This is a genomic window from Bradyrhizobium sp. NBAIM03 (assembly GCF_020194055.1).
Classification (GTDB): domain Bacteria; phylum Pseudomonadota; class Alphaproteobacteria; order Rhizobiales; family Xanthobacteraceae; genus Bradyrhizobium; species Bradyrhizobium yuanmingense.
The window spans coordinates 41,459-67,903 of the sequence record NZ_JADYVS010000032.1 but is presented as its reverse complement, the minus strand read 5'-3'; the positions used below and the strand labels follow the sequence as shown (position 1 = coordinate 67,903).

Here is a 26,445-nt window from a genome sequence, read left to right as displayed (position 1 = left end):
GCTTCACCAGAAGCCGGTGACAGTCTCATTCCCCGAACGTCTCGAGAGCCGGAGAAACGAACCAATGAAACGGACGATGATTGTCGCGGGCGCCCTCGTGCTGGGCGCGGGCGCCGTCATGGCGCAACAGGAGATTGCCGTCCAGCAGGACAATCTGATGCGAGCGATCGCCAAGAATCAGTATGGCGTGCTTCAGAAGATGAGCAAGGGCGATATTCCCTTCGACAAGAAGGCTGCCGATGAGGCCATCGCCAGCATCGAGGCCGATGTTGCCAAGATCGCCAAGACCTTCGAGATCAATCCCAAGCAGGATGTCGTCAACGCGACCTATGGTTCCTCGCCGAAGGTCTGGCAGAACAAGGCCGATTTCGATGCCAAGATCCCGCCGGTGCAGAAGGCGATCGCCGACGCCAAAGGCAAGATCACCAATGTCGCGGGCCTGAAGGCGGCCTACACGGCGATCAACGACCGCTGCAATGATTGTCACGAAACCTATCGCGTGAAATTGAAATAGCGGGCGCAGTTAACGGGCTACCAAGGACTTCAGAAGGGCGGTTGCGAAAGCAACCGCCTTTTTCTTGACCGCGGCCTGCAGGAACTTCCGTCCGCAAGGCCTGACGGATTGCCGCGAGAGCGGCTATCCTTGCGCCAACGGCCGTGCGCTCACACGAGTCTCCTCCCGGCATCCTCACGTCGGGATTCCCAGCGCGCGGCGAGCACCTCGATCAACCGCGAGACAGGCCATGGCAAAACCGTTCCCCTCCAAGACCCATATCGGCAATCATATGCTGCATCCGGAAACCCTGATGCTGACCTATGGCTATGATCCGCAATTGTCGGAGGGCGCCATCAAGCCGCCGGTGTTCCTGACCTCCACCTTCGTGTTCAAGACCGCCGAGGATGGCCAGGACTTCTTTGACTACGTCGCCGGACGGCGCGAGCCGCCGGAAGGCATGGGCGCGGGCCTGGTCTATTCGCGCTTCAATCATCCCAACAGCGAGATCGTCGAGGATCGGCTCGCGATCTACGAGCGCACGGAGAGTTGCGCGCTGTTCTCGTCCGGCATGGCAGCGATCGCAACCACGATTCTGGCCTTTGTTCGCCCCGGCGATGTCATCCTGCACTCGCAGCCGCTCTATGGCGGGACGGAGACGCTGCTGACGAACACGCTCGCGCGCCTGTCGATCGGCGCCGTCGGCTTTGCCGACGGCATCGACGAGACGGCGGTCAAGCGGGCCTCGGAGGAGGCCATGGGCAAGGGGCGGGTTTCGATGATCCTGATCGAGACGCCCGCCAATCCGACCAACGGCCTCGTCGACATCGCAATGATCCGCCGCATCGCCGATTCCATCGGCAAGGCGCAGGGACACACGCCGGTCATCGCCTGCGACAACACGCTGCTCGGGCCGGTGTTTCAGCGGCCGATCGAGCACGGCGCGGATCTGTCGCTGTATTCGCTGACGAAATATGTCGGCGGCCATTCCGACCTGATCGCGGGCGCCGCGCTCGGATCGAAGGCGATCATGAAAGGCATCAAGGCGCTGCGCGGCGCCATCGGCACCCAGCTCGATCCGCATTCCTGCTGGATGATCAACCGTTCGCTCGAGACGCTCAGACTGCGGATGGAGAAGGCCGATGCGAATGCGCGGCTCGTGGCGGACTTCCTGCGCGACCATCCGAAGGTCGCCAGGGTGCACTATCTCGGTCACCACGAGCAGGGCTCGCTGTCCGGCCGTGTGTTCGCGCGGCAATGCCTGGGCGCGGGCTCGACGTTCTCGTTCGACATCGTCGGCGGCAAGGAGGCGGCGGTGAAATTCCTCAACGCGCTGCAGATCCTCAAGCTGGCGGTGAGCCTTGGCGGCACGGAATCGCTCGCAAGCCTGCCGGCGACGATGACCCATTCCGGCGTTCCCGCCGACATCCGCCAAAAGATCGGCGTGCTCGATTCCACGATCCGGCTGTCGATCGGCATCGAGAACCCGTCGGACCTGATCGCCGACCTCGCGCAGGCGCTGAACGCGGCTTGAGCACGGTCAGAGTCGTAGCGTCGTAGCCCGGATGGGGCGCAGCGAAATCCGGGGACCTGTCCGCAACGCGCAGGGCTCCCGGATTGCACCAACGGGCGGCGCTTCGCGCCGACCGTTGGCTCCATCCGGGCTACGAAGTTGCTTGGAATCGAAAAGGCCGGACGCTCCCTCCTTGCGTCCGGCCTTTCCGCGACGAAGCCCGCGTTTTCGCTTTACTTCGTCACCTGACCGCGGATCTCGCCGGCCGGGTTCGCCGCGGTATGGATGTTGATGTAGTACTTGCCGCCGAGCAGATCGGCGGCCTGCGCGTCGGTGAGCGTGGCTTCGCCCTTGACCGGGCTCGAGGCTGCATTCGGGATCGGGACCGCGACGCCGGCGTTCTTGCCGGCTTCGGCAGGCCCGTGGAAATGCGCGGCGGTGGCGGGGCCCGAGAGGCCGGAATAGGTGACGGTCCAGGACAGCTTCTTGCTGGCAGCGTCGTAGTCCAGATCGGCCGTTCCGGTCGCGCTGCTGGTGTTGGCGGGGACTTCGGATTTGCCGTCCAGCGTCGCCTTCAGTTTCTCCGCGCTGGCCGGGGCGGCGAACGCAACGGCGGCTCCGAGTACCAGTGTGGCAAAAACGGCTTTGGTCATGGCTTTCTCCTGTTGACGCCTGATTGCTTTTCAAACAGTGCGTCATGCGATTTATTCCGGCATTACATCCGGGCCGTCTAAAATATTCGTGGTTGGATCGAGCGCGGCATGACCCTTAAGTTCGCGCGTTCACGATGGAATGATCGAATGTTGCGACGAACGCTCCTTGCCGCCCTGATCGCCGCCGCCGCGGCGTTCGCACTCTATTGGTGGTTGACCGCCCCGGCCGTGCTGGCCTTGCCGGCGCCGACACGCAACCCCGATCTCGCCAACGGGCAGGAGCTGTTCAACGCCGGCGGCTGCTCGTCCTGTCATGCCACCCCCAATCAGCCCGATCGCCTGCGGCTCGGCGGCGGGCTGGGGCTGGGCTCGCCGTTCGGGACGTTCTACGTCCCCAATATTTCCCCCGATCCCGCCTACGGGATCGGCCGCTGGAGCGAGGCCGATTTCGTCAACGCCGTGATGCGCGGCATCTCGCCCACGGGCACGCACTATTTCCCCGCCTTTCCCTACACGTCCTATCATCTGGCCAGTGTCGACGACGTCCGCGATCTCTTTGCCTATCTGAAGACGCTTCCGTCGGTGTCCGGCACAGTGGGCGACCACGCGCTGCCGTTTCCGTTCAACATCCGCCGCAATGTCGGCATCTGGAAGCTGCTGTTCATGGACACCGCGCCGTTCGTCGCGGACGCCGCGCGCTCGCCGCAATGGAATCGCGGAGCCTATCTCGTGAACGCTTTCGGCCATTGCGCCGAATGCCACAGCCCGCGCAATGCGCTCGGCGGCATCATCGCCAGCCAGCGCTTTGCCGGTGGGCCCAATCCCGAAGGGGAGGGCTGGGTGCCCAACATCACGCAGCAGGGCATCGGCAACTGGAGCGAGAAGGATATCGCGGATTTTCTCGAGACCGGCGACCTGCCCGAGGGCGACAGCGCTTCGGGCGCGATGCGGGCGGTGATCAAGAATCTGGCGCAACTTACCGCGGAAGACCGCGCCGCGATGGCCGCCTATCTGAAGTCGCTGCCGCCGGTGCAGGGACCGACACCGCCCAAGCGCAAGGAGGGCGGCTAGCGCTGCCGGCGCTTCGGCCGTTGTTTTGCGCGTGATCTAAAGCGCGATGAGATTGGGATGAATCATCATCGCGCTTTAGGTTGTTGTTTACGCATGATCTTTCCGGAAAACCGCTTCGCACTTTTCCGGATCATGCTTTAGCCGGTGCCGAACGCCTTGAAGGTGATGATGGTGAGAGTGTCCTGGATGCCCGGCAGCACCTGCACCTTCTCATTCACGAAGTGGCCGATGTCGGTATCCTTGTCGACGTAGAACTTCACCAGGAGGTCGTATTGGCCGGCCGTGGAGTAGATCTCGGAGGCGATCTCGGCTTCGGCAAGCGCATTGGCCACCGTATAGGACTGGCCGAGCTTGCACTTGATCTGAACGAAAAAAGGAACCATCGCGGGCACTCCGAAAGCGTATTCTTCCGGCTAATAGGCCAAAACCGGCTGGATTTAGCAAGCGAACTTGCTGGATCATCCGAGGTGCATTCGGGCGCGATGCTAGGATGGGACCACTGCGGCGGCCAATGCATCCCTCAGCCGCTGGGCGAGCTCGACCTTGCGGTAGGGCTTGGTCAGCACGACCGCTCGCGCCTGCGCGCGGCACTGCTCGACCAGGGTCTCCAGCGCGTAGCCCGAGGTGAACAGGACCGGCAGGCCGGGACGCACCCGCCGCGCCTGATCGGCGAGCTCCCAGCCGCTCATGCCGCCGGGCATCACGATATCGGTGAACAGCAAGTCGATGCCGGGATCGCTCTGCAGCTGCTGCAAGGCATCCTTGCCGTTGACCGCGGCGACGACGCGATATCCGAGCGCTTCCACCCTGCGAATGACGGAGGAGCGGACGAACGGATCGTCCTCGACGATCAGGACCGTCTCGTAGCCTCGCGGCGCCGTGTCCTCGCCGTCGGGAAGATCGGCTTGCGACCTACCGGTGCTCGCGCGCGGCAGGTAGATCCTGGCCGTGGTCCCAAGGCCAGCCTCGCTGTAGATCGAGACATGGCCGCCTGATTGCTTGGCAAAGCCATAGACCATGCTGAGGCCGAGGCCCGAGCCCTTGCCGACCTCCTTGGTGGTGAAGAACGGCTCGAACGCGCGAGCGGCGACCTCGGGCGTCATGCCTTCGCCGTCATCGGTAACCGCGATCAGGACGTAGCTGCCGGGTGCGACCTCCCGGTGAACGGCACCGTCATCATCCTCGATCGTGACCAGCTCCGTGGCCAGCGTGAGGTGGCCTCCCGATGGCATGGCATCCTGCGCGTTGAGCGCGAGATTGAGCACGGCGGATTCGAGCTGGGCGCGGTCGGCAAAGGCCAGGATCGTGCCGGGCCCGGAGGTCGTCCTGATCTCGATGTCTTCGCGCAAGGTGCGCTTGAGCAGCTTGAACATGGAATCGAGCAGGCTCCGGCAATCGATCGTCTGAGGCCGCAGCAATTGGCGGCGGCTGAAGGCGAGCAGGCGCTGCGTCAGCTCGGCACCCCGTTCGCCCGATTGGCAGATGTCGTCGGCAAAGCGCCCGAGGTCGGGCCTCGCCTTGAGCTGCTCGCTCAGGTGCTCGGCATTGCCGATGATGACGGTCAGCAGATTGTTGAAGTCGTGCGCGATGCCGCCGGAGAGCTGACCGACCGTCTCCATCTTCTGCGCCTGCTGAAGCTGCTGCTCGGTCAGCTTGCGCGCGGTGAGGTCGTGGACGATGCCGACGAAGATCAATTCGCCGTCCTGCCGCGCCTGGCCGACCGACAGCTCCATCGGAAACGTCGTGCCGTCCTTGCGCAGGCCGACGGCCTCGCCGCCGGTCGCGAAATGCCGCGCCTGGCGGTCGGATGCTGCATCCGCCTCGGGCATCAGCATGCCGACGTTGCGGTTCATCACCTCGTCGGCACGGTAGCCGAACAAGCGCTCGCAGGCCGGATTGAACAGCAGGATGCGGTCCTGCGCATCGAGCAGGATGACGCCGTCGACCGCGGTCTCGACGATCGCGGTGAGGCGCGCCACGCTCTCGCGCATCGCGCGCTGGGCGTCGCGGACCTGCTGCAGCAGCAGCGTGGCGTCGCGGCTCTTGATTTCCTCCTCCTCGAGCGCGGCCTGGACCTGTCGCAGCTCGAACGGCGAGGGGATCGTGAGGATCTTCGGCAGCAGCGGCCAGAGCGCGGCGGCGGTGAAGACCGACGCGACCGCCGTGGCGGCCTTGAGCATGCCCTCGATGCCGTAGATCGGAACCCAGAGCGTATAGATCGACAGCACGTGGGTCAGGCCGCACGCCATGATGAAGATCGCGAACGCCCAGTAGACCCAGCCGAACTTGAGGTCGCGCCGCTTGGTGACGAGAATAGCGAGGGCGAACGGGATCGAGAAATAGGCAGCGGCAATGCTGGCGTCGGAAACGACGTGAAGCCAGATCAGCTGAGGCTCCCACAACAGGCAGATGCCGTGCGGCGACAGCATGGACGAGTCGAGGAGACGTTCGAAGAAGGCCCACATCGTTCCACCCCAAGGAGTCTTGTTCAGGTGGCTTGCGGGGCCGGCGGCCCGCAACATGGGGGCGCTGGACGGTTCCACCACCTGACGTCTCGCGTAACCGGCGAAGCACGCTAAGGTACGCGACTATAGCAAGGGTCCGGCGCCGTTGCATTTTCAAGCCCGCATCATTTCGGGCCTTGGTCCGCGCGGTGTCCGACTGATTCGCAAGGCGCGCAATCGGTTCGCGAATCACGCCTGGCGGCGGCCCGGCGCGCTTGCTGACGTTCCACGGTCGCGCTACGAGAGGCCATGGCGGCCTCCTCAAGCACATGTCTCCCGCGATGACGACCCCGGTCGCACTCACCATCGCCGGTTCCGATTCGAGCGGCGGCGCCGGCATCCAGGCGGACCTGAAGACCTTTGCCGCGCTCGGCGTCTATGGCGCCTCCGTGATCACGGCGTTGACGGCGCAGAACACGCGCGGCGTGACCGGCATTCACGCGGTGCCGGCCGGGTTCGTCACCGAGCAGATCGACGCGGTGTTCTCCGACCTCGACATCGGTGCGGTGAAGATCGGCATGGTGGCCCAGGCCGCCAGCATCGATGCCATCGCGGCCGCGCTGTCGCGCTGGGCGCCGCGGCATATCGTGCTCGATCCCGTCATGGTGGCGACCTCCGGCGACCGCCTGCTCGCCGCTGAAGCCGTCGACGCCCTGCGCGCCAGGCTGATGCCGCTGGCTGCCGTGATCACGCCGAACCTGCCGGAGGCTGCGGCCCTGCTCGATGCGCCGGTGGCGGCGAGCGAGGCCGAGATCGAAAGCCAGGGACGCCGCCTGCTGGCGCTGGGCTGCCGCGCCGTCCTGATCAAGGGCGGGCACGGCGAGGGCGCCGAGAGCACCGACTATCTCGTCACTGCCGAGACCGCGATCGCGCTCGCCGCGCCGCGTGTGGCCACCCGCAACACCCATGGCACCGGCTGCTCGCTGTCCTCCGCCATCGCGGCAGGGCTGGCCAGGGGCGAGGACCTCGAGGCCGCCGTGCGCAACGCCAAGGCCTGGATCAGCGCCGCGATCGCCGCCGCCGACCGCTTTAGCGTCGGCCACGGCCATGGGCCGATCCATCATTTCCACAAGTTCTACTGAGGCGGGCTTGCTTCGCCTCCCCCGCAAGCGGGGGAGGGAGCGCCCCCACCCTGCGGCGCCATGTCGCCTGATTGTCGCATGCGACTGATATTCGCGGGGAGGGCGAGGCAAGGCGTGATTCGTATTTGAAGGTGCCTCAAGGGTTCAATCGGTCATCCCCCTGTCACGGGACATTGTTACAGGCTGGCGCATGGGAAGTTACGATGTGAGTGACGAGAGCCCGGAGCGGCGCTTTCGCACGTTGTTCATCTCCGACGTCCATCTCGGGGCCCGCGGTTCACAAGCCGATCTTCTGCTCGACTTCCTGCGCTACCACGATGCCGATACGATCTATCTCGTCGGCGACATCGTCGACGGCTGGGCGCTGAAATCGAGCTGGCACTGGCCGCAATCGCATAACGACCTCGTCCAGAAGCTTTTGCGCAAGGCGCGCAAGGGCGCCAAGGTCATCTACATTCCCGGCAATCACGACGAGTTCCTGCGCAACTATTACGGTACGCATTTCGGCGGCATCGACGTGGTCGAGAACACGGTTCACACCGGCGCCGACGGCAAGCGCTATCTGGTCATTCACGGCGACATCTTCGATCTCGTGGTGCAGAACGCGCGCTGGCTCGCCCATCTCGGCGACAAGGCCTACGACTTCGCGATCCAGATGAACCGCCTGGTCAACTTCTTCCGCCGCCTGTTCGGCGTGCCCTATTGGTCGCTGTCGCAATGGGCCAAGCAGAAGGTCAAGAACGCCGTCAACTATATCGGCGCCTTCGAGCAGGCGCTCGCCGCCGAGGCGCGGCGTCACCAGGCCGACGGCGTGATCTGCGGCCACATCCACTACGCCGTGATCCGCGACGAGGCCGGCATCCGCTACATGAATTGCGGCGACTGGGTGGAGAGCTGCACCGCCCTGGTCGAGCATGACGACGGTCACTTCGAGATCATCACCTGGGCGGATCAGTTGCGGAAGCCGGAGCAGGTGCCACAGGTCGCAGCCAGAGCTGCATAACAAGGACCACTTGATGCGCATCCTGGTCGCGACCGACGCCTGGCACCCGCAAGTCAACGGTGTGGTTCGGACGCTGACCAAGCTCTCTGACGCTGCAAAAGCGCTCGGCGTCGAGTTCACGTTCCTGACGCCGCAATCGTTCCGCACCTTCGCGATGCCGAGCTATCGCGACTTGCGCCTCGCCATGCCGCGCCCGGCCCGGATCGCAAGGCTGATCGAGGAGGCACGTCCCGACAGCATCCACATCGCGACCGAAGGGCCGATCGGCCTGATGGTCCGCCGCTATTGCCGCCAGCGCAAGCTGCCGTTCACGACCAGCTTCCATACCCGCTTTCCCGAATATGTCCGCGCCCGCGTGCCAGTGCCGGGCTCGCTGATCTGGCGGGCGCTGCGGCGCTTCCACAGCGCCAGTCGCGCCGTGATGGCGGCGACGCCGGCGCTCGCGCGCGAACTGACCGAGCGCGGCTTCGAAAATGTCGTGCTGTGGCCGCGCGGCGTGGACACCACGTTGTTCCACCCGCGCGTCATCGATCTCTGCCTGCCGGCACCCGTGTTCCTGTCGGTCGGCCGCGTCGCAGTCGAGAAGAATCTCGAGGCGTTCCTCGACCTCGACCTACCCGGCACCAAGGTGGTCGTCGGCGACGGCCCGGCGCGCGCCTCGCTGGAAGAGGTCTACCCCGATGCGATCTTCCTCGGCGAGAAGCACGGCGAGGAACTGGCGGATATTTACGCGGCCGCCGACGTGTTCGTGTTCCCGAGCAAGACCGACACTTTCGGCCTGGTCCTGCTGGAGGCGCTCGCGAGCGGCCTGCCGGTCGCGGCCTTCCCCGTGAAGGGTCCCCGCGACGTGATTGGCGATGCGCCGGTCGGCGCGCTCGATCACGATCTGCGCAATGCCTGCTTCGCCGCGCTCGATATCTCCCGGCAGGACTGCGTCGCGTTCGCCGCCAATTACACCTGGGAGGCCTCTGCAACGGTCTTTATCGACAGCATTTTGGCGGTCGGGGCGGTGCTGCCCGGTCGGAACGCCGCGGAACAGCCGCGCCAAGTCGCCTAGAGCTATCTCGATCCGATCGATCGAAATAGCTCTAGATTCTTGTTTTGACGCGTTTTCTTCACGCGAACCGGGATCCACTTCGCGCGAAAACGCTATGGGGAAATCCTCTCGCGGAGGTGTCTTGCCCGGGCCTGATCGGCCGCGATAACATTCCGCCATGACCGAACAGGCCCTTCCGGTCGGCCCTGCCGACATCGATGCCGCAGCGCGCGTGATCGCGCCTTACGCCATCCGCACCCCGCTGTTGTCCTTCCCCGTGCTCAACGAGCGCGTCGGTGCGAAAGTGTTCCTGAAGCCGGAGATGCTTCAGCGCACCGGCTCGTTCAAGTTCCGCGGCGCCTTCAACAAGGTGTTCTCGATCCCGCAGGACAAGCGCGCCGGCGGCGTCGTTGCGTTCTCCTCCGGCAACCACGCCCAGGGCGTGGCGGCGGCGGCAAAGATCCTGGACATGCAGGCCACCATCGTGATGCCAGCGGATGCGCCGCTGTCGAAGCGCGAGCGCACCAAATCCTACGGCGCCGAGGTCGTGCTGTACGACCGCGACAAGGACGACCGCGAGGCGATCTCGCGCGGCATTGCCGAGAAGCGCGGCGCGACGCTGGTCAAACCCTACGACGATCCGTTCGTGATCGCAGGGCAGGGCACCGCCGGCCGCGAGATCGCCGAGGACATGGCAACGCTCGGCCTCGGCCCCGACATCGTGGTGGCGCCGGCCTCCGGCGGCGGCTTGATCGCGGGTGTCGCGACCGCCGTGAAGGCGCGCTATCCGCAAGCCGAGATCGTGGTCGCCGAGCCCGAGGCCTTCGACGATCACGGCATTTCACTCAGCGCAGGCCATCGCGAGCCGCATCCGCCGGCCGGCCGCACCATCTGCGATGCGCTGATGGCCCTGATGCCGGGCGAGATGACGTTTGCGATCAACAGCAAGCTCTTGGCGCGCGGCGTCACGGCGTCGGACAAGGAAGTCGGCGCGGCTGTCGCCTTTGCCTATCGCGAGCTGAAGCTGGTGGTGGAGCCCGGCGGCGCGGTGGGGCTTGCTGCGCTACTCGCGGGCCGCCTTGATGTGGCCGGCAAGAACGTCGTCATCGTGCTGTCAGGCGGCAATGTCGATGCGGAACTGTTCGCGGAGCTGGTGGCCTGATCGTCATTCCGGGGCTCGCGCAGCGAGAGCTATGATGCGCAATTGCGCATCTGAGAATCCATAACCACGATCGGGAGTATGGATTCCGGGCCTGCGCCTTACGGCGCATCCCGGAATGACCAAGAACAGACATGAAGAAGGGGCAGAGCGTTTCCGCTCTGCCCCTTTATCGTCTCGCTCGCCGAAATCAGCGCATGAAGCCGCCGCGACGGTTGCCGCCATTGTTCATGCTCGGCGCCTGGTTCATCGACTGCCGGAAGTTGTTGTTGCTGCTGACCATGCGGCTCGGCATCGTGTTGAGCTGCGGACGGGTGTTCTGCACGTTGGTCTGCACCTGCACCTTATTCACCGGGTTATTGTTGAGCTTGACGATGCCGGTGTTGCCGTTGTTGAGCCGGATCGGGCGGTTCGGAGTCTGCACGTTGACCGGCTTCGACTCGATGTTCGGGCCACCCTTGCCGACATTCACCGGCATGGTCACGATCTTGCCCGGCTTGATGGTGCCGCCATTCGGCATGGTGCTGGTCGCAGGCAGGGTCACGATCTTGCCGATGCCGACCTTGCCGTTGACCGTATTGGTCGGCGCAGGCAGCGTGACGATCTTGCTCGGGGTCTGCGGCGGCGTGCCGTTCTGCGGGTTCGGCTGGTTGTTGCCCGCAGGCAGGGTGACGATCTGTCCGCCATTGCCGAGCTTGCCGACGACATTGCCGTCGAGCGGCTTCTGCACGACCGGCAGATTGCCGTTCACCTGCTCGCCATTGCCCTGCTGCATCAGCGGCATGTATTTGGGCTGGCCGAGATTGCCGATCTTGATCGTCGGAGCAATGGTCTGCGGCGCCAGGAACTTGGTCGCCTGCATCAGGGGGATCTGCTTCGGCTGCACCTGCAGCTTCAGCGCGACCTGCGCATAGGGACTGTTGCCGTAGCTGTCATAGAAGCTCTTGTAGGCGAGCGGCGAGTTGGCGAGCACCGCCTTGTGCCAGGCCTGCGAGATCAGGATGTTGTTGAGCAGCCAGCGGATGTGGTCGCACAGCGGGTCGTGCGGGTACATCCGGATGAACTCCTGATAGTACTCCGGACGGCCCTCGGACACGACGTAGTCATAGGCCTGGCGGGTGGAGCGGCTCGGCAAATTGGAGGCCATCTGCACGACCGGCGCTTTCACCGGCGCGCGGTTGGCAGCAACGGCGGTGTCACCGAAGAAGGTGAAGTCGCTCGTCAATGACGAGCTCTCCCACGGAATCTGCGCGCCGCTGGTGGTCTGGTTGACCTGCAGGCGCACGCGCTTGAACAGCTGCTCGATCGGCACGTTGGGCTCGCGCGCGACGTTCAGGAACGCCTGTGTGTACGGGCTGTGGCCATTGGTGCCGTCGAGCGCCTCGGCACCTGGCGCGGTCGAGTAGCCGACGATCGAGCCGTTCGGCGCATCGACGATTGCCAAGCCTCGGCCGGCGTCGTTGATTTCAGGGAAAGGGTTGTTGCGGCAGGCATCGAGGATGACGATGCGCATGCGGCTCGGGATCGTCTCCAGCGTCGACATCACGTCGACGAGGCGCAGCGAATTGTTGACCAGCTCGGTCGGGCTGGAGACCTTGGCGTCGACCGGAACGAGATAGTTCTCGCCGGCGAGCTGCACGCCGTGACCGGCGTAATAGACCATCGCCACCGTGTTCGGACCGCGCGAGGCGACCTTGGCGGAGAAGTCCTGGACGACGCGGAGCATGTCGTTCTGGGTCAAGTCGGTCGCGGCGACCACTTCGAACCCGGCGGAGTTCAGGAACTGCGCCATCGACTGGGCGTCATCGTCGGGGTTCGCAAGCTGCGGAGCGTTCTGGTAGTTGGCATTGCCGATCACCAGCGCCACCCGCTGCTCCGGGCCTTGCAGCGCGGTGGGGGCAGGCTGCACCGGGGCGACTTGCGCGGAAACGGGCCCGCAGGCGAAGCCGAACAGGCTTCCCAGCAGGCTCGCCGTCATGAAAAAGGGCTTTAGGCGGAACATGGCGTGCTCCTTTGGCACTCATCTCGATGCGAGATTGGTTGCGCGCAAGCTTGGCCGCGTTCGAGCCTTGCGGTCCGTGATCCCCGTCACCATGGTCGCCTCCGTGATCTGAATCACGCTCGGAACCTGCTATGGTCAGCGTCGATTGGGAGGACGTCCGCCACATGCTGAAATCGATCGATCCGATCCTCACCCCCGATTTGCTCTGGCTGCTCGCCGCGATGGGCCATGGCGACGACCTCGTGTTCGTCGACGCCAATCACCCCGCCACCCGGATCGCGCAGAGCACCTCGTCGCAGCGCCTGATCCAATTGCCGGGCATGACGATGGAAACTGCCATCCGGGCCATCATGTCGGTCTATCCGCTCGACGAATTCGATCCCGATCCCGTGCGTGTGATGATGCCGGTCGACGATCCCGACCGCGTGCCCGAGGTGCAGCGCGCCGTGCTCGCGGAGATCGCACGTGCGGCTGACCGGCCGGTCACGCCCGGCAAGCTCGCGCGTCCCGATTTCTATCGCGCGGCAGCGGCAGGCTTTGGCGTCGTGCAGGTCGGCGACAGCAGGGGCTATGGTTGCTTCCTGATCAGGAAAGGCGTGATCGGCTAGTAGGGCTGCGTCGATAGACGCAACGTGAGATCAAGTCGGCCGTTTCATCGTCTGCGATGCTCCCGCGCGACCATCTGCCAGCACTCGAATTTGAATGGCGTTCGAGCAGGCGAGCGTCTATCGTCAATTCATGTCTCGCCTTCTGTGTCTCTTCGTTGCTGTCGTCCTGTCGCTGCTGCCCACTGTCGCGCCCGCCGAGCCCGTGCAAAAGCGCCCCAAGCCGGTCTGGAAGGGCTACGGCTTTCTGCCGGGCTATCGGCAGCCGCTCAGCAACAGCATCCCGCTCTACAAGCAGAAAGACGCCATGCGCCGCCTGTCGCGCGCCGACCGGCGCCATTGGTACATCGACCCGGTTCCGCAATATTATCGCTGGGACGGCGAGTGGCACTATTTTGGCCGCCCCGGATTCAACGGCGGCCGCTACAACGGCGGCAGCTTTGGCCCGTGCTGGACGCGCACACCGATCGGTCCGATCTGGAATTGCGGGTGAGGCGCTGACGTCGCCTACGCGTCATTGCGAGCGCAGCGAAGCAATTCAGAATCCTTCCGCGGAGACAGCCTGGATCGCTTCGCTGCGCTCGCAATGACGGTGTGGGGGGAGTGCGCGCCCCTTACGAAAAGAACGCGATCTTCTCGGCCTGGGTCATGCGGCGGATCGGGGCGAGCGGGTCGTTGGCCGGTGCGCGGGGTTTTTGCAAGATGCCGCTGGCGAGGATGGTGGCGCCGAGCGAGGCGTCGGACATGGACGCGGACATGGACGCGGGCAGGGGCGAGGGCATCGGCAGCGTCGCGGCCGGGGCTGCCGCCATTGGAGCTGCGGCCGCCATGGCCGGTGCCTGCTGCTCCATCACTTCGGCGGCGGCTTCCGCGATGGCGTCGGTGAGGCGCGCGAGCGAGTCCAGCGCGATCGGCGCGTCCGCGGCGGGCTCTTCGGCGATGGCTGCGAGGACAGGCTCGGCTGCGACCGGCTCCGGCTGTTCGGTGGCAATAGGCGCCACGACATCCGAGAGCGCCGGCTCCGGCGTCGCGGCTGCCATCTCCACCGGCTCGATGATCTCGTCAAACTCGGGATCGGGCGCGGCCATCTCCATCGCGATGGCCTCGAGGATGGCTTCGTCCTCGGCCTCGGCTGCGGCGTCGAGCGAGAACTCCTCGCTTGCTTCCGTCAAGACCTCCGGCTGAGCGGCCGGCTCTTCAAACGCGACGGCTTCGAGCTCGGCATCATTAGGCGCGAGGTTTTCGAGCGCCGCGCTTTCGGAAGGGATTTGGCTTTCGGCCGCGATCCCCTGTGCGGCAGCCGCGTCCATGGCCTGCTCGGCCATGGCGGAGGTTTCAGCGACGGCCGCTGCTTCGACGGCCGCATCGAGTTCCGGAGCTGCCGCGATCTCTTCGCGTGTCTCCGTAAAAGCCACGGATGCATCGCCCGCCATCGCCGCCGACTCGACGGGCGAGGCTTCTGCGACTGATGACGGCGCCTCCTGCGCCGGAGCAGGCGCGGCCTGCGGCGTTGCGTCGCCGTCGAGCTGCTCGACTCGATCCTTCAGCAGATCGAACGCAGCCTTGAGCTCGATCCGGGGATCGAGGGTCGAGATCTGCCCGCAGGCGGCCTCGATCGAGGCCAGCTGCGAATCAATGAGGTCGCAGATTCGCCCGTCGGCGCCGATCTCGCGCCAGCGCCAGGAGATCTCCTTGATGATGCGTACCCCGCGCGGGATCGGCGCGAGACTCGCCTCGATCGCGCCGGGATCGAACGCGGCGAGCGCGATCGTCTCGGCCTCGCGGATGGCGCGGCGGATATCGACCAGCGCCTCGGGCAGGCGGTCTTCGACGACTGGTTGCCGCTGTGCCGCAAGGGTTTCCTCGATTTTGGCAACCGCATCCAGCACCATGCTTGTGTCGGCATTGCGGTTGCGCTTGGCATATTCGCCGAGGAACCAGCGGCCGCGCGCGGTCTCCATGAAGGCTTCGCGGATCGCGTCGTAATCCTGCTCGTTCGGCGCGGCCGCGCGGGCAGACATGGGCGAGAGGGCGAATGCTTCGTTGGCCATGACAATCTCGTCGCGCAAATCAGTGCGCGTTACTGTAACGATCACCACGATATCGACCGAATCGCAATTGGTTTGATGCAGTCCGAATCACAAATCCCCATCGCGGCAGCGACGAAGCGGCGATTCGCCGTGAGCCTCGCCGTGTTCTATTCGGCCTTCTTTGCGGTCCTGGGCACGCATGTGCCGTTCTTCCCGGTCTGGCTGAAGGCGATCGGCATCGACGCTGTCTGGATCGGCATCATCGCCGCGCTGCCGGCGATCACGCGCTTCACCACGCTGCCGCAAGTGACCGCCTTTGCCGAAAAGCGACAGGCCATTCGCGCCGCCATCATGGTGTCGGCGCTGGCCACTGCGATCGGATTTACGATGGTCGGCCTGCAGCAGCAGCCGCTGGCGCTGTTCCTGGTCTACGCGCTGACCTGCATGGTGTGGACGCCGACGATGCCGCTGACCGATGCCTATGCGTTGCGCGGTGTCGCCCGCTACGGGCTCGATTACGGACCCCTGCGGCTGTGGGGGTCGGCGGCGTTTGCCGCCGGCTCGCTCGCCTGCGGCTATCTCGTCGACGTCATCGCTCCGCGCGACCTGATCTGGGTCATCGTCGCCTGGGCCGTCGTCGCGGTTCTCGCCAGCCTGCTGCTGCAGCCGCTCGACGATCTCAGGCGGAGGACGCCGGAGCGGCATGCCGGCAAGCCGCTGCTGCGCGATGCAGCCTTCTGGGCCGTGATCGCGTCGGCGGCGCTGATCCAGAGCAGTCACATCGCCTTCTACACCTTCTCGGCCATCAACTGGCAGCTGCAAGGCATCAGCGGGCTGACCATCGCGGTGCTGTGGACGCTGGGCATCATGGCAGAGATCGTCGTGTTCGCGCTGTCGCCGCGCTTCTCGCTGCAGCCGTCCACGCTGATAGCCATCGGCGGCGTGGTCGCCGTGCTGCGCTGGATCGTCACCGCGAGCGAGCCGCCGCTCGTGCTGCTCGCGATCGCCCAGCTCGGCCACGGCTTCAGCTTCGGCCTGACCATCGTCGGCACCATGAACCTTTTGGCGCAGCGCGTGTCTTCGCATCAGATCGCGCGCGGGCAGGGCTATTACGCCGCCTGCAACGGGCTCCTGGGGGCGGCGACGTCGATCGCATCAGGCGCGATCTACGCCCGCATCGGCGACAATGTCTATTACGTCATGGCGGCGATGGCCGCTGCCGGTGCCATTCTGATCTGGTCGGCGCGGCATCGCTTCACGGCTCAGCCCCAGAGCGAAGCGTCCGGCGGGTAGACCAGGCTGCCGTCATAACGCAGGCCGTGGTCGCGGTCGCGCGCCAGCAGCAAGGGGCCGTCGAGATCGACGAAGCGCGCCTGCGGCGTCACCAGCATTGCAGGCGCCATCGACAGCGAGGTCGCAACCATGCAGCCGATCATGATCTCGAAGCCGAGCGCCCGGGCAGCATCGGCCATGGCCAGCGCCTCGGTGAGGCCGCCGGTCTTGTCGAGCTTGATGTTTACGGCGTCGTAGCGTTCGCGCAAGGGCGCAAGCGACTTGCGGTCATGCACGCTCTCGTCGGCGCAGACGGCGAGCGGGCGCTTGATGCGCGCCAGCGCTTCGTCGCGGCCTGCCGGCAGCGGCTGCTCCACCAGGGTGACGCCCGAAGCGGCGCAGGCGGCGAGATTGGCCTCCAGATCGGCCTCGGTCCATGCCTCGTTGGCATCGACGATCAGCTCGGCCTCAGGGGCGGCCTTGCGCACGGCCGCGATGCGCTCCGGATCGCCGTCGCCGCCGAGCTTGATCTTGAGCAGCGGACGGTGCGCCGCTTTGGCGGTCGCGGCGGCCATGGCCTCGGGGGTCGCTAACGAGATCGTGTAAGCCGTGGTGCGCTCTTCCGGGGCCGGGCGGCCCAGCAGGTTCCAGGCGCGCAAGCGCGCCGCCTTGGCCTCGAGGTCGATCAGGGCGCAATCCAAGGCGTTGCGGGCCGCACCTGATGGCATTGCGGCCTGGAGGGTCTCTCGCGTCAGCCCGCCCGCGACGGCCTCCTGCATGGCCTGGATCGCGGCCAGCGTCGCCTCCGGCGTCTCGCCGTAACGGGGATAGGGCACGCATTCGCCGCGGCCGGTCAGGCCGCCCCGGCTGACCTCCGCCACGACCGTGACGGCCTCGGTTTTGGCGCCCCGACTGATGGTAAAACTGCCGGCGATCGGGAAGCGCTCGATTCGCGCCGCCAAAGCTGCAAATTTCATGGAAGTCATTTTGAACTCTGGCGAAATCTGAACCTGCTAGTTACCTCTAGCAACTAACATTAACCCTTGGGGATACCTTCTCTGGGTAAGGGCGCGTGCGCAATCATCTGATTTTCTCCGCCCCGGCACGGGAGCGGACATGAGTGGCGATCCGAAGCTGGAACGGATTGCCAAGGGCAACGCCCTGGCACTGTGCGCCACCGGCACCTGGACCGCGAGCTTTGCGCCGGTCCTGGAGCGGATGGTCGCCGACGCCGAGAAGCTTGCAGACACCCCGCAAAGCATCTTCATCGACGTCTCCGAGGTCGCCAAGCTCGACACGTTCGGCGCCTGGCTGATCGAGCGGCTGCGCCGCAGCCTGACCAAGGGACCCGTCGAGGCCCAGATCGCGGGCCTCTCCGCCAATTATTCCAGCCTCGTGGACGAGGTGCGGCGGGTCAGGGCGACGGCCATGGTCGACAGCGACCCGATCACCATCTCCGGCATGCTTGAGCAGATCGGACGGGCCGTGGCCGGCGTCGCCGGCACGGTGGCGGGCCTCGTCGACATGCTGGGCGCCGTGCTCGCGGCGTGGTTTCGCGTCCTGATCCATCCGCGCTCGTTCCGCCTGACCTCGACCGTGCACCACATGGAGCAGGTCTGCTGGCGCGCGGTGCCGATCATCGTGCTGATCACCTTCCTGATCGGCTGCATCATCGCGCAGCAAGGCATCTTCCATTTCCGCCGCTTCGGCGCCGACATCTTCGTGGTCGACATGCTCGGGGTGCTGGTGCTGCGCGAGATCGGCGTGCTCCTGGTCGCGATCATGGTCGCGGGCCGTTCGGGCAGCGCCTACACCGCCGAGCTCGGCTCGATGAAGATGCGCGAGGAGATCGACGCGCTGCGCACCATGGGGTTCGATCCGATCGAGGTCCTGGTGCTGCCGCGCATGATGGCGCTGGTGCTGGCGCTGCCGATCCTCGCATTCCTCGGCGCCATGGCCGCGCTCTATGGCGGCGGTCTGGTGGCCTGGCTCTATGGCGGCGTCCAGCCCGAGGCCTTCCTGCTGCGCCTGCGCGACGCCATCTCGATCGACCATTTCATCGTCGGCATCGTCAAGGCGCCGGTGATGGCCGCCGTGATCGGCATCGTCGCCTGCGTCGAAGGGCTCGCCGTGCAGGGCAGCGCGGAATCGCTGGGTCAGCACACCACCGCGTCGGTGGTGAAGGGCATCTTCTTCGTCATCGTCATGGACGGCATCTTCGCCATCTTCTTCGCCTCGATCGGGATGTGACGATGGCAAGAGAAACTCAAAGCGAGATCCAGGACCCGATCATCCGCGTCCGCGGCATCACCGTGCAGTTTGGCTCAACGCGCGTGCTGGACGGGCTCAACCTCGACGTCAAGCGCGGCGAGATTTTGGGATTTGTCGGCCCCTCGGGCGCGGGCAAGTCGGTGCTGACGCGCACCATCATCGGCCTCGTGCCGAAGGTCGCGGGCTCCATCGAAGTGTTCGGCGTTGATCTCGATTCCTCGAGCACGACGCAGCGGCGCAATGTCGAGCGGCGCTGGGGCGTCCTGTTCCAGCAGGGCGCGCTGTTCTCCTCGCTGACCGTGCGGCAGAACATCCAGTTTCCGATGCGCGAATATCTGCGCGTCTCGCAGCGGCTGATGGACGAGATCACCATGGCCAAGCTCACGATGGTCGGCCTCAAGCCCGAGGTCGCCGAGCGTTTCCCGTCCGAACTCTCCGGCGGCATGATCAAGCGCGTGGCGCTGGCGCGTGCGTTGTCGCTCGATCCCGACCTCGTCTTCCTGGACGAGCCGACCTCCGGCCTCGATCCGATCGGCGCGGGCGACTTCGACGAGTTGGTTCGGACCCTGCAGCGCACTTTGGGGCTGACGGTTTTCATGGTAACCCACGACCTCGACAGCCTATACACAGCATGTGACCGCATCGCCGTTTTAGGGAACGGTAAGATCATTGCGGCAGGGTCGATCGCCGACATGCAGGCCTCGCAGCATCCCTGGCTGAGGCAGTATTTTCATGGCAAGCGCGCCCGCGCGGTCATGGGTTGAGAGCTGGGTTGAGTAGCCGGAGCACCTGATGGAAACGCGGGCGAACTACATTTTGATCGGCTCGTTCACGCTGGCGGTGATCGCCGCCGCGATCGGCTTCGTGCTGTGGTTTCAGTCGCTGCACACGACCAAGCAGCGCAGCCCCTTGCGCGTCGTGTTCGAGGGCCCGGCGGCGGGCCTGCGCAACGGCGGCAGCGTCAATTTCAACGGTATCAGGGTGGGCGAGGTGGTCTCGGTGAAGCTGGACAACCCGCGGCGGGTTGTCGCACTCGCCATGATCGAGAACAACGCCCCGATCCGCAAGGACACCCTGGTCGGCCTCGAATTCCAGGGTCTCACCGGCGTTGCGGCGATCTCGCTGAAGGGCGGCGAGGAGGCCGCGCCAGCTCCGCCGCTCGACCAGGACGGCATCCCGACGCTCACGGCCGACCCCAACAAGCTCCAGGATGTCACCGAGGCGATCCGCGCCACGCTGCAGAACGTCAACAAGATCGTCGCCGACAATCAGGAATCGGTGAAGAACTCGCTGAAGAACCTCGAGACCTTTACCAACTCGCTGGCGCGCAATTCCGAAAAGATCGACGCCGTGATGGCCAAGGTCGATGGCGTCATGCTCAAGGCCGACAATCTCATGCTCGGCCTCAACACGCTGGCCGGCGGCAAGGACGGCGGCGAGCTGTTCCAGGCGGTGAAGTCGATCCGCGAGCTAGCCGAAGATTTCGACAAGCGCTCCGGCGCTCTGATGGCCGACGGCCGCCGCACGCTCGGCGACATCAGCCGCGCCGTGAACAATTTCGACCGCAACCCGACCCGCGTCCTGTTCGGCGCCAGCAATTCGTCGCAGCCCGCCCCGCCGCCCGAGCCGCCGAAGCCTGCGGCAGCGCCGAGGCGGTAGGCGGTAGGAAAGCGCGAATGGGGAGTGGCGAATAGCGAGTAGCGTATACAGCCTTCCTCACGGATCGATCCCAAACAAAAACGGAGCCCGCGAGGGCTCCGTTTTCATTCGCTATTCGCTATTCGCCATTGGCGAGCTTCCGCTCACCCCAGCCGGCCCGCCGCGTGCGCGAGCAGGGTGTAGACCAGGCCCGTCTCCGAGATCAGGTGGCTGCGCAGCTCCTGCGGGCCGCGGCCGTCGCGGGCGACTTCGTCGAGCAGGCGCTCGAACTCGGCGACGTAGCGGTCAACCGTGCCCTTGAAGTTGCGGTCGGCGCGGTACTTGCGGGCGACCTCGTCGAAGGCCTTCTGGCCGGCGGGCGTGTACAGGCGCTTGGTGAAGGCCTTGTTCTCGCCGCGCTGGTAGCGGTCCCACATCTCGGCGGCGAGGTTGCGGTCCATCAGCCGGCCGATGTCGAGCGACAGCGATTCCAGCGGATTGCTGCTTGCCTGCGGCGCCTGCGGCTGCGGCGCGGGTGCCGCGCGGCCACGCGGAGCCTGACCGGTCGGTGCGCCCTGATTGGCGTCGGTGCGGTTGAGCAGGTCCGACAGCCAGCCGTCACGGCCCTGGTCGTTGCCACCGGGCGCGACCGGCGGCGCTTCGGTGCGGCGCCCGGCCGGCATGCCGAGGTCCGGCGGCGGCAGCGTCGAGGCGCTGCCGATGTCGCGCATGCGGGTCTCGGGAGCCCGGCCGCCGACGGCGGCCAGCACCGGCTCTTCCTGGCGTTGCACGCTGGCGCGGCCCGCCGTGGTGACGTCGAGCCCGCGGCCGTGCTGGGCCACGATGCGGTTGAGCTCGGCGAGCGCCTCGATCTGGTCGACGATCACCTTGCGCATCTGCGCCGTGCTCTCGGCGGCCTCCTGCGGCATCTCGAGTACGCCGCGGCGCAGCTCGTTGCGGGTGGCTTCGAGCTCGTTGTGCATCTCCAAAGCCATCTGCTTCATGCTGGCGACGAGGTTGGTGAACTTCTCGGTCGACTGCTTGAACATCGTATCCGCCTCGTCCGTGGTCTGGCGGTAGATGTCGTGCATGGCCTCGATGGTCTGCCGGTGCTCCTCTTCAGACGCCGCGCGCACCGCCTCGAACTGGCGGGTGATCGCGGCCGAGCCGGCGCCGGCGGTCTCGGCGACGACGCGGGCGATGTCGCGGGCGCGCTCTTCGGCCGCGGCAAGCGATTCATCGAGCAGGCCGGTGAAGCGCGACAGCCGCTGGTCGAGATCGGCCGTGCGCAGGTCGATCGTGGTGACGAGCGATTCCAGTGCCTGCTTGCGTTCGGCGAGCGAGGCAGTGGTGTTCTTGTTGCTCTGCTCGACGACCTGCGCGGCCTCGACCAGCGCCTGGCCATGCTTGTCAAACTGGGTCGACAGCTCGCCGAGATCCTGCAGCGCCTTCGTGGTCTTGCTGTTGAAGACGTTGAGCTGCTCTTCCAGGTTCTGCGTCGCCGCGCCGTTGCGCGAGGTGACGTCGTTCATCGCCGAGACGAAGTCGGCGACGCGGGTCACCAGCGCCCGCTCGAGCGAGTTGAGGTTGTCGTGCGCACCGGTCAGCACCTCCTGGAGCAGGATGTTGCCTTCGCGCAGGCGCTCGAACAGGGCGACCGTGTCGGTGCGCAGGATCTTGCTGGTCTCCTGCATCTCCGTCACGGCCGCGATCGAGACCTGGCGCGACTGGTCGATCGCGGAACGCGAGGCCTGCTCGAGGTCCTTGAGCGACTTGCCGACGGCGCTGGTGGCGACCTCGCTCGCCGCGTTGATGGTGCGGGCGACTTCCGAGCCGTTGCCCATCATGGTCTGCGAGAAGGCCTGGCCGCGCGTCTCGATCGACTTCAGCGCGTCGGAGGTGACGCGGTCGATGTCGAGCGTGAGCTGGCTGGTCTTCGAGCCGATCGCGTCGACCAGTGCGCCGCGCTTGGCGTCGATCATGTTCGACAGGCGGTCGGCCTGCTGCTGCACGTAGGTGACGATCTCGTCGGTCTTGCCGGTCATGGCCTGACCGAAGCTGGAGCTGGCGGCGAGCACCGAGCGCTCGACGTCGGCCGAGCTCGACTTGACGCGCGAGCTCGCCTCGTTGGAGGCGGAGATCAGCGCGTTCTGGGCGTTGAGCGCGCTGGTCTGGATATCGTTGGTCGCGTTGGCGGCGGCCGCGCTCAGCGTACGCTCGATCTCGGTCGAGATCGTGCGGATCTGGCTCGCGGCGTCGGCCGAGGTAGAGGTCAGCGAGATCTGGGCTTCACGCGCGCTGTTGAGGATGGTCGAGGCGGTGTCGGCGCCGACCGCGGTCAGCGTGCGCTCGATGTCCGTCGTCAGCGACTTGATCTGGCCCGCCGCATCGGTCGAGGCGGAGATCAGCGTGCCCTGGGCCTCGCGCACGCCGCTGGTGAGCGCCTCGATGGTGGCGCCGCCGGCTGTCGCCAGCGCGCGCTGCATCTCGGCCGCGAGCGAACGGACCTGGCTGGTTTGTTCTGCGGAGACAGCAAGAAGGGTGCTCTGGGCGTCGCGGGCGCTGGTGGTGATCGTCTCGGCGGTGGTCTGGCCGACCTGAGAGAGCGAGCGATGCACTTCGGCCGCGAGCGACTTGACCTGGCTCGCCGCGTCCGAGGACGCCGTCACCAGCGTGCTCTGGGCCTCGCGGGCGCCGCTCATGATGGTCTCGGCCGTCGAGGTGCCCGCCATCGTCAGCGAGCGCTGCACGTCCGAGGACAGCGCCTTGATCTGGTTTGCGGTCTCGGTCGAGGCCGCGATCAGCGTGCTCTGCGCATCGCGGGCGCCGGCGGTGATCGACTCCGCCGTGGCGGTGCCGGCCATCGACAGCGAGCGCTGCACGTCGGCGGTGAGGGTCTTGACCTGGCTCGCCGCATCCGAGGACGCGGTGACAAGGGTGGTCTGCACCTCGCGGGCGCCGGCCAGGATCGAGGCCGCGGTGGCGGAGCCCGCCGCCGACAGCGTGCGCTCGACATCGGCCGCGAGCCCCTTGATCTGGGTGGAGGCTTCGCCCGAGGCCGCAACCAGCGTCGACTGCGCTTCGCGCGCGCTGGTCAGGATCGAGTTCGCCGCACCGGTGCCGACTGCGGTCAGCGCCTGCTCGACCTCGGCGGAGGTCATCTTGAGCTGGGCGTTGACATCGGAGGAGACCGTCAGCAGCGACTGCTGGGCGGTGCGCGCGCCGGTCTGGATGGTCTCGCTGGTGTTGACGACGAGGTTGGTGAGCGAGCGCTCGGCGTCCTCGACATGCGAGCGGATCGCGGTCGAGATCATCTCGGCGCGGGACATCATGTCCTCGCTGGCCTGGCGTCCGCTGCTTTCGATGCGGCCGGCCACGGCCTCGACGCGCGAGCCGAGCAGATCCTCGAACTGAGCCACGCGCACGTCGATGTCGCTGGCGACCGAGCCGACCTTGGTCTCGATGGCCTGCTGGATCTCCTGGAAGCGTGCCGTGACCGTGTCGGTCAGATGCGTGCTGCGGCCGTCGATGATCTCGGTGACTCCGGTGATGCGGCGGTCGACCGCCTCGATCGCCTGCGCGGTGCCGTCGGTGAGCGTCGAGGTCAGCAGCGTCAGGCGCGTGTCGATCGACTGCACGGCCTGCGATGCGCCGTTGGTCACGGCGGTGGTCAGGTAGGTGAGGCGGGAGTCGATGGATTCGAGCGCCTGCGTCGCGCCACCCGTGAGCGTGGTCGTGAGGTGGGTCAGGCGGGTGTCGATCGACTGGATGGTCTGCGATGCGCCGTCGGTCAGCGAGCTCGTGAGGTGGTTGAGGCGCGCATCGATGGTTTCAATGGCCTGCGAGGCACCGTCGGTGAGCGAGCTCGTGAGGTGATTGAGCCGTGCATCGATTGTTTCGATGGCCTGCGACGCCCCGCCGGTCAGCGACGTCGTGAGGTAGGTGAGGCGGGAGTCGATAGACTGGATCGCCTGCGCGGCACCGTCGCTCAGCGACGTCGCCAGCGTGTTGATGCGTCCGTCGATGGTCTCGGTCATCGACTTCGCGCGGCTGTCGAACGACAGCTCGAGCGCGGCGACGCGGCCGACGAGCTGCTCGTCGAAGGTCCTGATGTGGCCTTGGATGGTGCCGTCGAGGCTGGCGATCTTGCCGTTCAGCGAGGCGTCGATATTGCCGACGCGTTCGCCGATCGTGGTCTCGAACTGCACGAGGCGCTGGTCGAGCACCGCCGTGATCTGGCCGCCGTTCGACGTGAAGCGGGTGTCGAAATCGTCGACATAGGTCTTCAGTGTCTCGGCGATGTCCTGCGTGCGCTGGCCCATGCGCTCGACGATCTCGCCGCCGAAGGTCTTAACGGTGCGGTCGAATTCGGAGATGTGGCGGGTGATCAGCGCGCCCAGCGTGCCGGAGTCGCGGGCGAACTTCTCGACCAGCTCGGTGCCCTGGTTCCTCACCAGCTCGTCGAACGCGCTCATCTGCAGCGACAGCGAATCGTGCGCGGTCTCGGTCTGGCTGACGACCTTGGCGACCAGGGCGTTGACGGTGGCGTCGAGCGCCTCGCTGGCCTTGTCACCGCTCGTCATGATCTGGCCGGCGAGGCGGTTGCCGGCGTCGTCGATCTTGGCGGAGATGTCGTTGGACCGCAGCTCGAGCTCGAGCAGCAGCGAGTCCGACGAGTTCTTCAAGGAATCGTGCACCTGCTCGGTACGCTCGGAGATGCCGTCGACGATCGCGGCGGAACGCTGCTCGAACTCGCCGGTGATGCGGTCGATGCGCTCGTTCAGCATCTCGTGGACGCGGTCGGCGAGGTCGACGAACTCGTCGTGGACATGGCCGGTCTTGAAATTGAGGCTGGTGGTCAGCCGCTCGCTGGCGTCGAGCACGGCGCGCGTGGTCTCGTTGCTGGCCTCCTCGAGACGGTCGAGCAGGTCGCCGCCGCGCTCGCCGAGCGCCAGGATCATGTTGTCGCCGGCATTGCTCAGCGCCTGGGTGATGTGGGCGCCGCGCTCTTCCAGAGCGCCGGTGATCGACTTGGCCACCTCGTCGACGCGGGAGGCGATCGCGTCCGAGATCAGCGCGATGTCGTGGCGCAGGTCGATCTGCACGCCGGAAATGGCGCTGCGAACCTGCTCGGCCTGGCCGACCAGGTTGTCGCGCTGATGCGCGATGTCCTGGAGCAAAGCGCGGATGCGCACCTCGTTGTCGGAATAGGCGCGTTCGAGCGCGGCGACCTCATTGGCGACCAGCGTCTCGAGCTCACCGGCGCGCGCGATCGCACGCTCGATGCCGTCGCCCATCGCCGCGACCTCGCGGCGGATGGCCTGGCCCACGGTGACCATGGAATCGGAGGCCGAGCCTTCCGGCTCGGAGAAGCGGATCGCGACCTGCGCCATCGCCTGCGCGATCATGCGCATTTCCTGGCCGCGCCAGACGAGGCTCGCGAGGAAGTAGAACAGCATGACCGGCGCGAAGAACATCGCGACGAGGCCGGCGATCACCAGCACGCCGCCGCTCTGGCCCATGGCGGCCTGGATCGAGGGCAGGAAGCCGAAGGTCAGCGCAGCGCAGGCGGCGAGCCAGATGCCGGCGAAGATGGTGGCGAAGGTGTAGACGCTGCGGGCAGGGCGGCCCTTCTGCAGCGCCTGGAGCAACTGGCCGATGGTCTCGCGATCGTCGTTGGCGGCGCGGCGCGCAGTGCGCGGCTCCTCGACCGGGTCGAACACGGTCGAGCGCTCGTTGGCGGCGGGGCGCGGCTCGAAGCTCGGCTCGTCGAAGACCGGAGGCGCGGCCGGCGGCACCGGGGGCGCCGTTTCGTTGCGCATTGCGGCGTTGCGGCTGGTATCGGCCGCGGTGTCGCTGATGTTCAGAGCTTCCTGGATTGCAGAAAGCGCAACTTCTGTAGGGTCTTTGACCTTTTTCGGAGTGTTCGCCATGTTCAGTCCGAGCCCTCGTTACTTGTACGCGTCCCCCCGCGAGCCCTGCGCGCGACGCAAGCCCACAGACCGGATCATGCCGCTTGCGCGGATCTCCGAGCCGTCCCCACCCGGACGGCTTGTCCGCCAATTTCTGCAACATCCTATTGGCAGAGCGTCGCGAATGAAATGCCCGCGATT

At 66.1% G+C, this 26,445-nt stretch carries 20 protein-coding genes; 13 read left to right on the top strand and 7 right to left on the bottom strand.

The genetic code is table 11. The features are described 5' to 3' along the window. Positions 1–64 precede the first annotated feature (64 nt). Together I6F21_RS32740 and I6F21_RS32735 are read left to right on the top strand one after the other, a co-directional pair. Positions 65–514, top strand: coding sequence for a cytochrome c (locus I6F21_RS32740; protein WP_057028751.1), 450 nt, complete (start codon positions 65–67; stop codon positions 512–514). Positions 515–743: 229 nt separating this feature from the next. Then, positions 744–2,027, top strand: a complete 1,284-nt coding sequence (locus I6F21_RS32735; protein ID WP_225184044.1) for a cystathionine gamma-synthase family protein — start codon at positions 744–746, stop codon at positions 2,025–2,027. Positions 2,028–2,239: 212 nt separating this feature from the next. On the opposite strand, the gene I6F21_RS32730 is transcribed toward I6F21_RS32735, so the two are convergent. Then, positions 2,240–2,659: a CHRD domain-containing protein gene (locus tag I6F21_RS32730; protein ID WP_036015536.1), complete on the bottom strand. Its 420-nt coding sequence runs from the start codon at positions 2,657–2,659 to the stop codon at positions 2,240–2,242. Between the two features lie 147 nt (positions 2,660–2,806). Here I6F21_RS32730 and I6F21_RS32725 point away from each other — a divergent pair, with 147 nt between their 5' ends. After that, positions 2,807–3,730 (top strand): cytochrome c, encoded by a 924-nt coding sequence (locus I6F21_RS32725; protein WP_225184043.1) that lies wholly within the window; start codon positions 2,807–2,809, stop codon positions 3,728–3,730. Positions 3,731–3,867: 137 nt separating this feature from the next. On the opposite strand, the gene I6F21_RS32720 is transcribed toward I6F21_RS32725, so the two are convergent. Together I6F21_RS32720 and I6F21_RS32715 are read right to left on the bottom strand one after the other, a co-directional pair. After that, positions 3,868–4,113: an Lrp/AsnC family transcriptional regulator gene (locus I6F21_RS32720; protein ID WP_018642903.1), complete on the bottom strand. Its 246-nt coding sequence runs from the start codon at positions 4,111–4,113 to the stop codon at positions 3,868–3,870. 102 nt (positions 4,114–4,215) lie between these two features. Next, on the bottom strand, positions 4,216–6,195 hold the full coding sequence (locus I6F21_RS32715) for a PAS domain-containing sensor histidine kinase (protein ID WP_225184042.1): 1,980 nt from the start codon (positions 6,193–6,195) through the stop codon (positions 4,216–4,218). Positions 6,196–6,515: 320 nt separating this feature from the next. Between I6F21_RS32715 and thiD the strand changes: the two genes are divergently transcribed. The 4 genes from thiD (at position 6,516) to I6F21_RS32695 (ending at position 10,517) form a co-directional block, all read left to right on the top strand. Next, complete coding sequence (gene thiD / locus I6F21_RS32710; RefSeq protein ID WP_225184041.1) at positions 6,516–7,316, top strand: bifunctional hydroxymethylpyrimidine kinase/phosphomethylpyrimidine kinase; 801 nt, start codon at positions 6,516–6,518, stop codon at positions 7,314–7,316. A gap of 190 nt (positions 7,317–7,506) precedes the next feature. Then, positions 7,507–8,319, top strand: a complete 813-nt coding sequence (locus I6F21_RS32705) for a UDP-2,3-diacylglucosamine diphosphatase (protein WP_109143147.1) — start codon at positions 7,507–7,509, stop codon at positions 8,317–8,319. 13 nt (positions 8,320–8,332) lie between these two features. After that, positions 8,333–9,376: a glycosyltransferase family 1 protein gene (locus I6F21_RS32700; RefSeq protein WP_225184040.1), complete on the top strand. Its 1,044-nt coding sequence runs from the start codon at positions 8,333–8,335 to the stop codon at positions 9,374–9,376. Positions 9,377–9,533: 157 nt separating this feature from the next. Beyond that, positions 9,534–10,517: a threonine/serine dehydratase gene (locus I6F21_RS32695; protein ID WP_225114178.1), complete on the top strand. Its 984-nt coding sequence runs from the start codon at positions 9,534–9,536 to the stop codon at positions 10,515–10,517. Between the two features lie 187 nt (positions 10,518–10,704). On the opposite strand, the gene I6F21_RS32690 is transcribed toward I6F21_RS32695, so the two are convergent. Then, positions 10,705–12,516 (bottom strand): caspase family protein, encoded by a 1,812-nt coding sequence (locus tag I6F21_RS32690; protein ID WP_225184039.1) that lies wholly within the window; start codon positions 12,514–12,516, stop codon positions 10,705–10,707. Positions 12,517–12,680: 164 nt separating this feature from the next. On the opposite strand from I6F21_RS32690, the gene I6F21_RS32685 reads away from it, so the two are divergent. Continuing rightward, complete coding sequence (locus I6F21_RS32685) at positions 12,681–13,124, top strand: RbsD/FucU domain-containing protein (protein WP_225184054.1); 444 nt, start codon at positions 12,681–12,683, stop codon at positions 13,122–13,124. Between the two features lie 94 nt (positions 13,125–13,218). Further along, positions 13,219–13,614, top strand: coding sequence for a hypothetical protein (locus I6F21_RS32680; protein WP_225184038.1), 396 nt, complete (start codon positions 13,219–13,221; stop codon positions 13,612–13,614). Positions 13,615–13,735: 121 nt separating this feature from the next. On the opposite strand, the gene I6F21_RS32675 is transcribed toward I6F21_RS32680, so the two are convergent. After that, positions 13,736–15,172 carry a hypothetical protein gene (locus I6F21_RS32675; protein WP_225184037.1) on the bottom strand — a complete coding sequence of 479 codons (1,437 nt, stop codon included), beginning with the start codon at positions 15,170–15,172 and terminating at the stop codon, positions 13,736–13,738. A gap of 75 nt (positions 15,173–15,247) precedes the next feature. Between I6F21_RS32675 and I6F21_RS32670 the strand changes: the two genes are divergently transcribed. Continuing rightward, on the top strand, positions 15,248–16,444 hold the full coding sequence (locus I6F21_RS32670; protein WP_225184036.1) for an MFS transporter: 1,197 nt from the start codon (positions 15,248–15,250) through the stop codon (positions 16,442–16,444). Here I6F21_RS32670 and dgcA read toward each other — a convergent pair. Continuing rightward, the gene (gene dgcA / locus I6F21_RS32665) at positions 16,414–17,409 is read right to left on the bottom strand and encodes an N-acetyl-D-Glu racemase DgcA (protein ID WP_225184035.1); all 996 of its coding nucleotides are present in this window, start codon (positions 17,407–17,409) and stop codon (positions 16,414–16,416) included. The genes I6F21_RS32670 and dgcA overlap by 31 nt on opposite strands. A gap of 130 nt (positions 17,410–17,539) precedes the next feature. Between dgcA and I6F21_RS32660 the strand changes: the two genes are divergently transcribed. Genes I6F21_RS32660 through I6F21_RS32650 form a run of 3 tightly spaced genes read left to right on the top strand, consistent with a single transcriptional unit; the run spans position 17,540 to position 20,353 of the window. Further along, a complete protein-coding gene (locus I6F21_RS32660) occupies positions 17,540–18,673 on the top strand; it encodes an ABC transporter permease (RefSeq protein WP_036015553.1) in 1,134 nt (377 codons plus the stop codon). Between the two features lie 2 nt (positions 18,674–18,675). Then, positions 18,676–19,458: an ABC transporter ATP-binding protein gene (locus tag I6F21_RS32655; protein ID WP_225184034.1), complete on the top strand. Its 783-nt coding sequence runs from the start codon at positions 18,676–18,678 to the stop codon at positions 19,456–19,458. Positions 19,459–19,486: 28 nt separating this feature from the next. Next, entirely contained in the window at positions 19,487–20,353 is an 867-nt protein-coding gene (locus I6F21_RS32650; RefSeq protein WP_036015558.1) for an MlaD family protein, read from the top strand. 143 nt (positions 20,354–20,496) lie between these two features. Here the strand turns inward: I6F21_RS32650 and I6F21_RS32645 are convergent, their stop codons facing one another. Then, positions 20,497–26,265, bottom strand: a complete 5,769-nt coding sequence (locus I6F21_RS32645; RefSeq protein WP_225184033.1) for a negative regulator of septation ring formation — start codon at positions 26,263–26,265, stop codon at positions 20,497–20,499. Positions 26,266–26,445 lie beyond the last annotated feature (180 nt).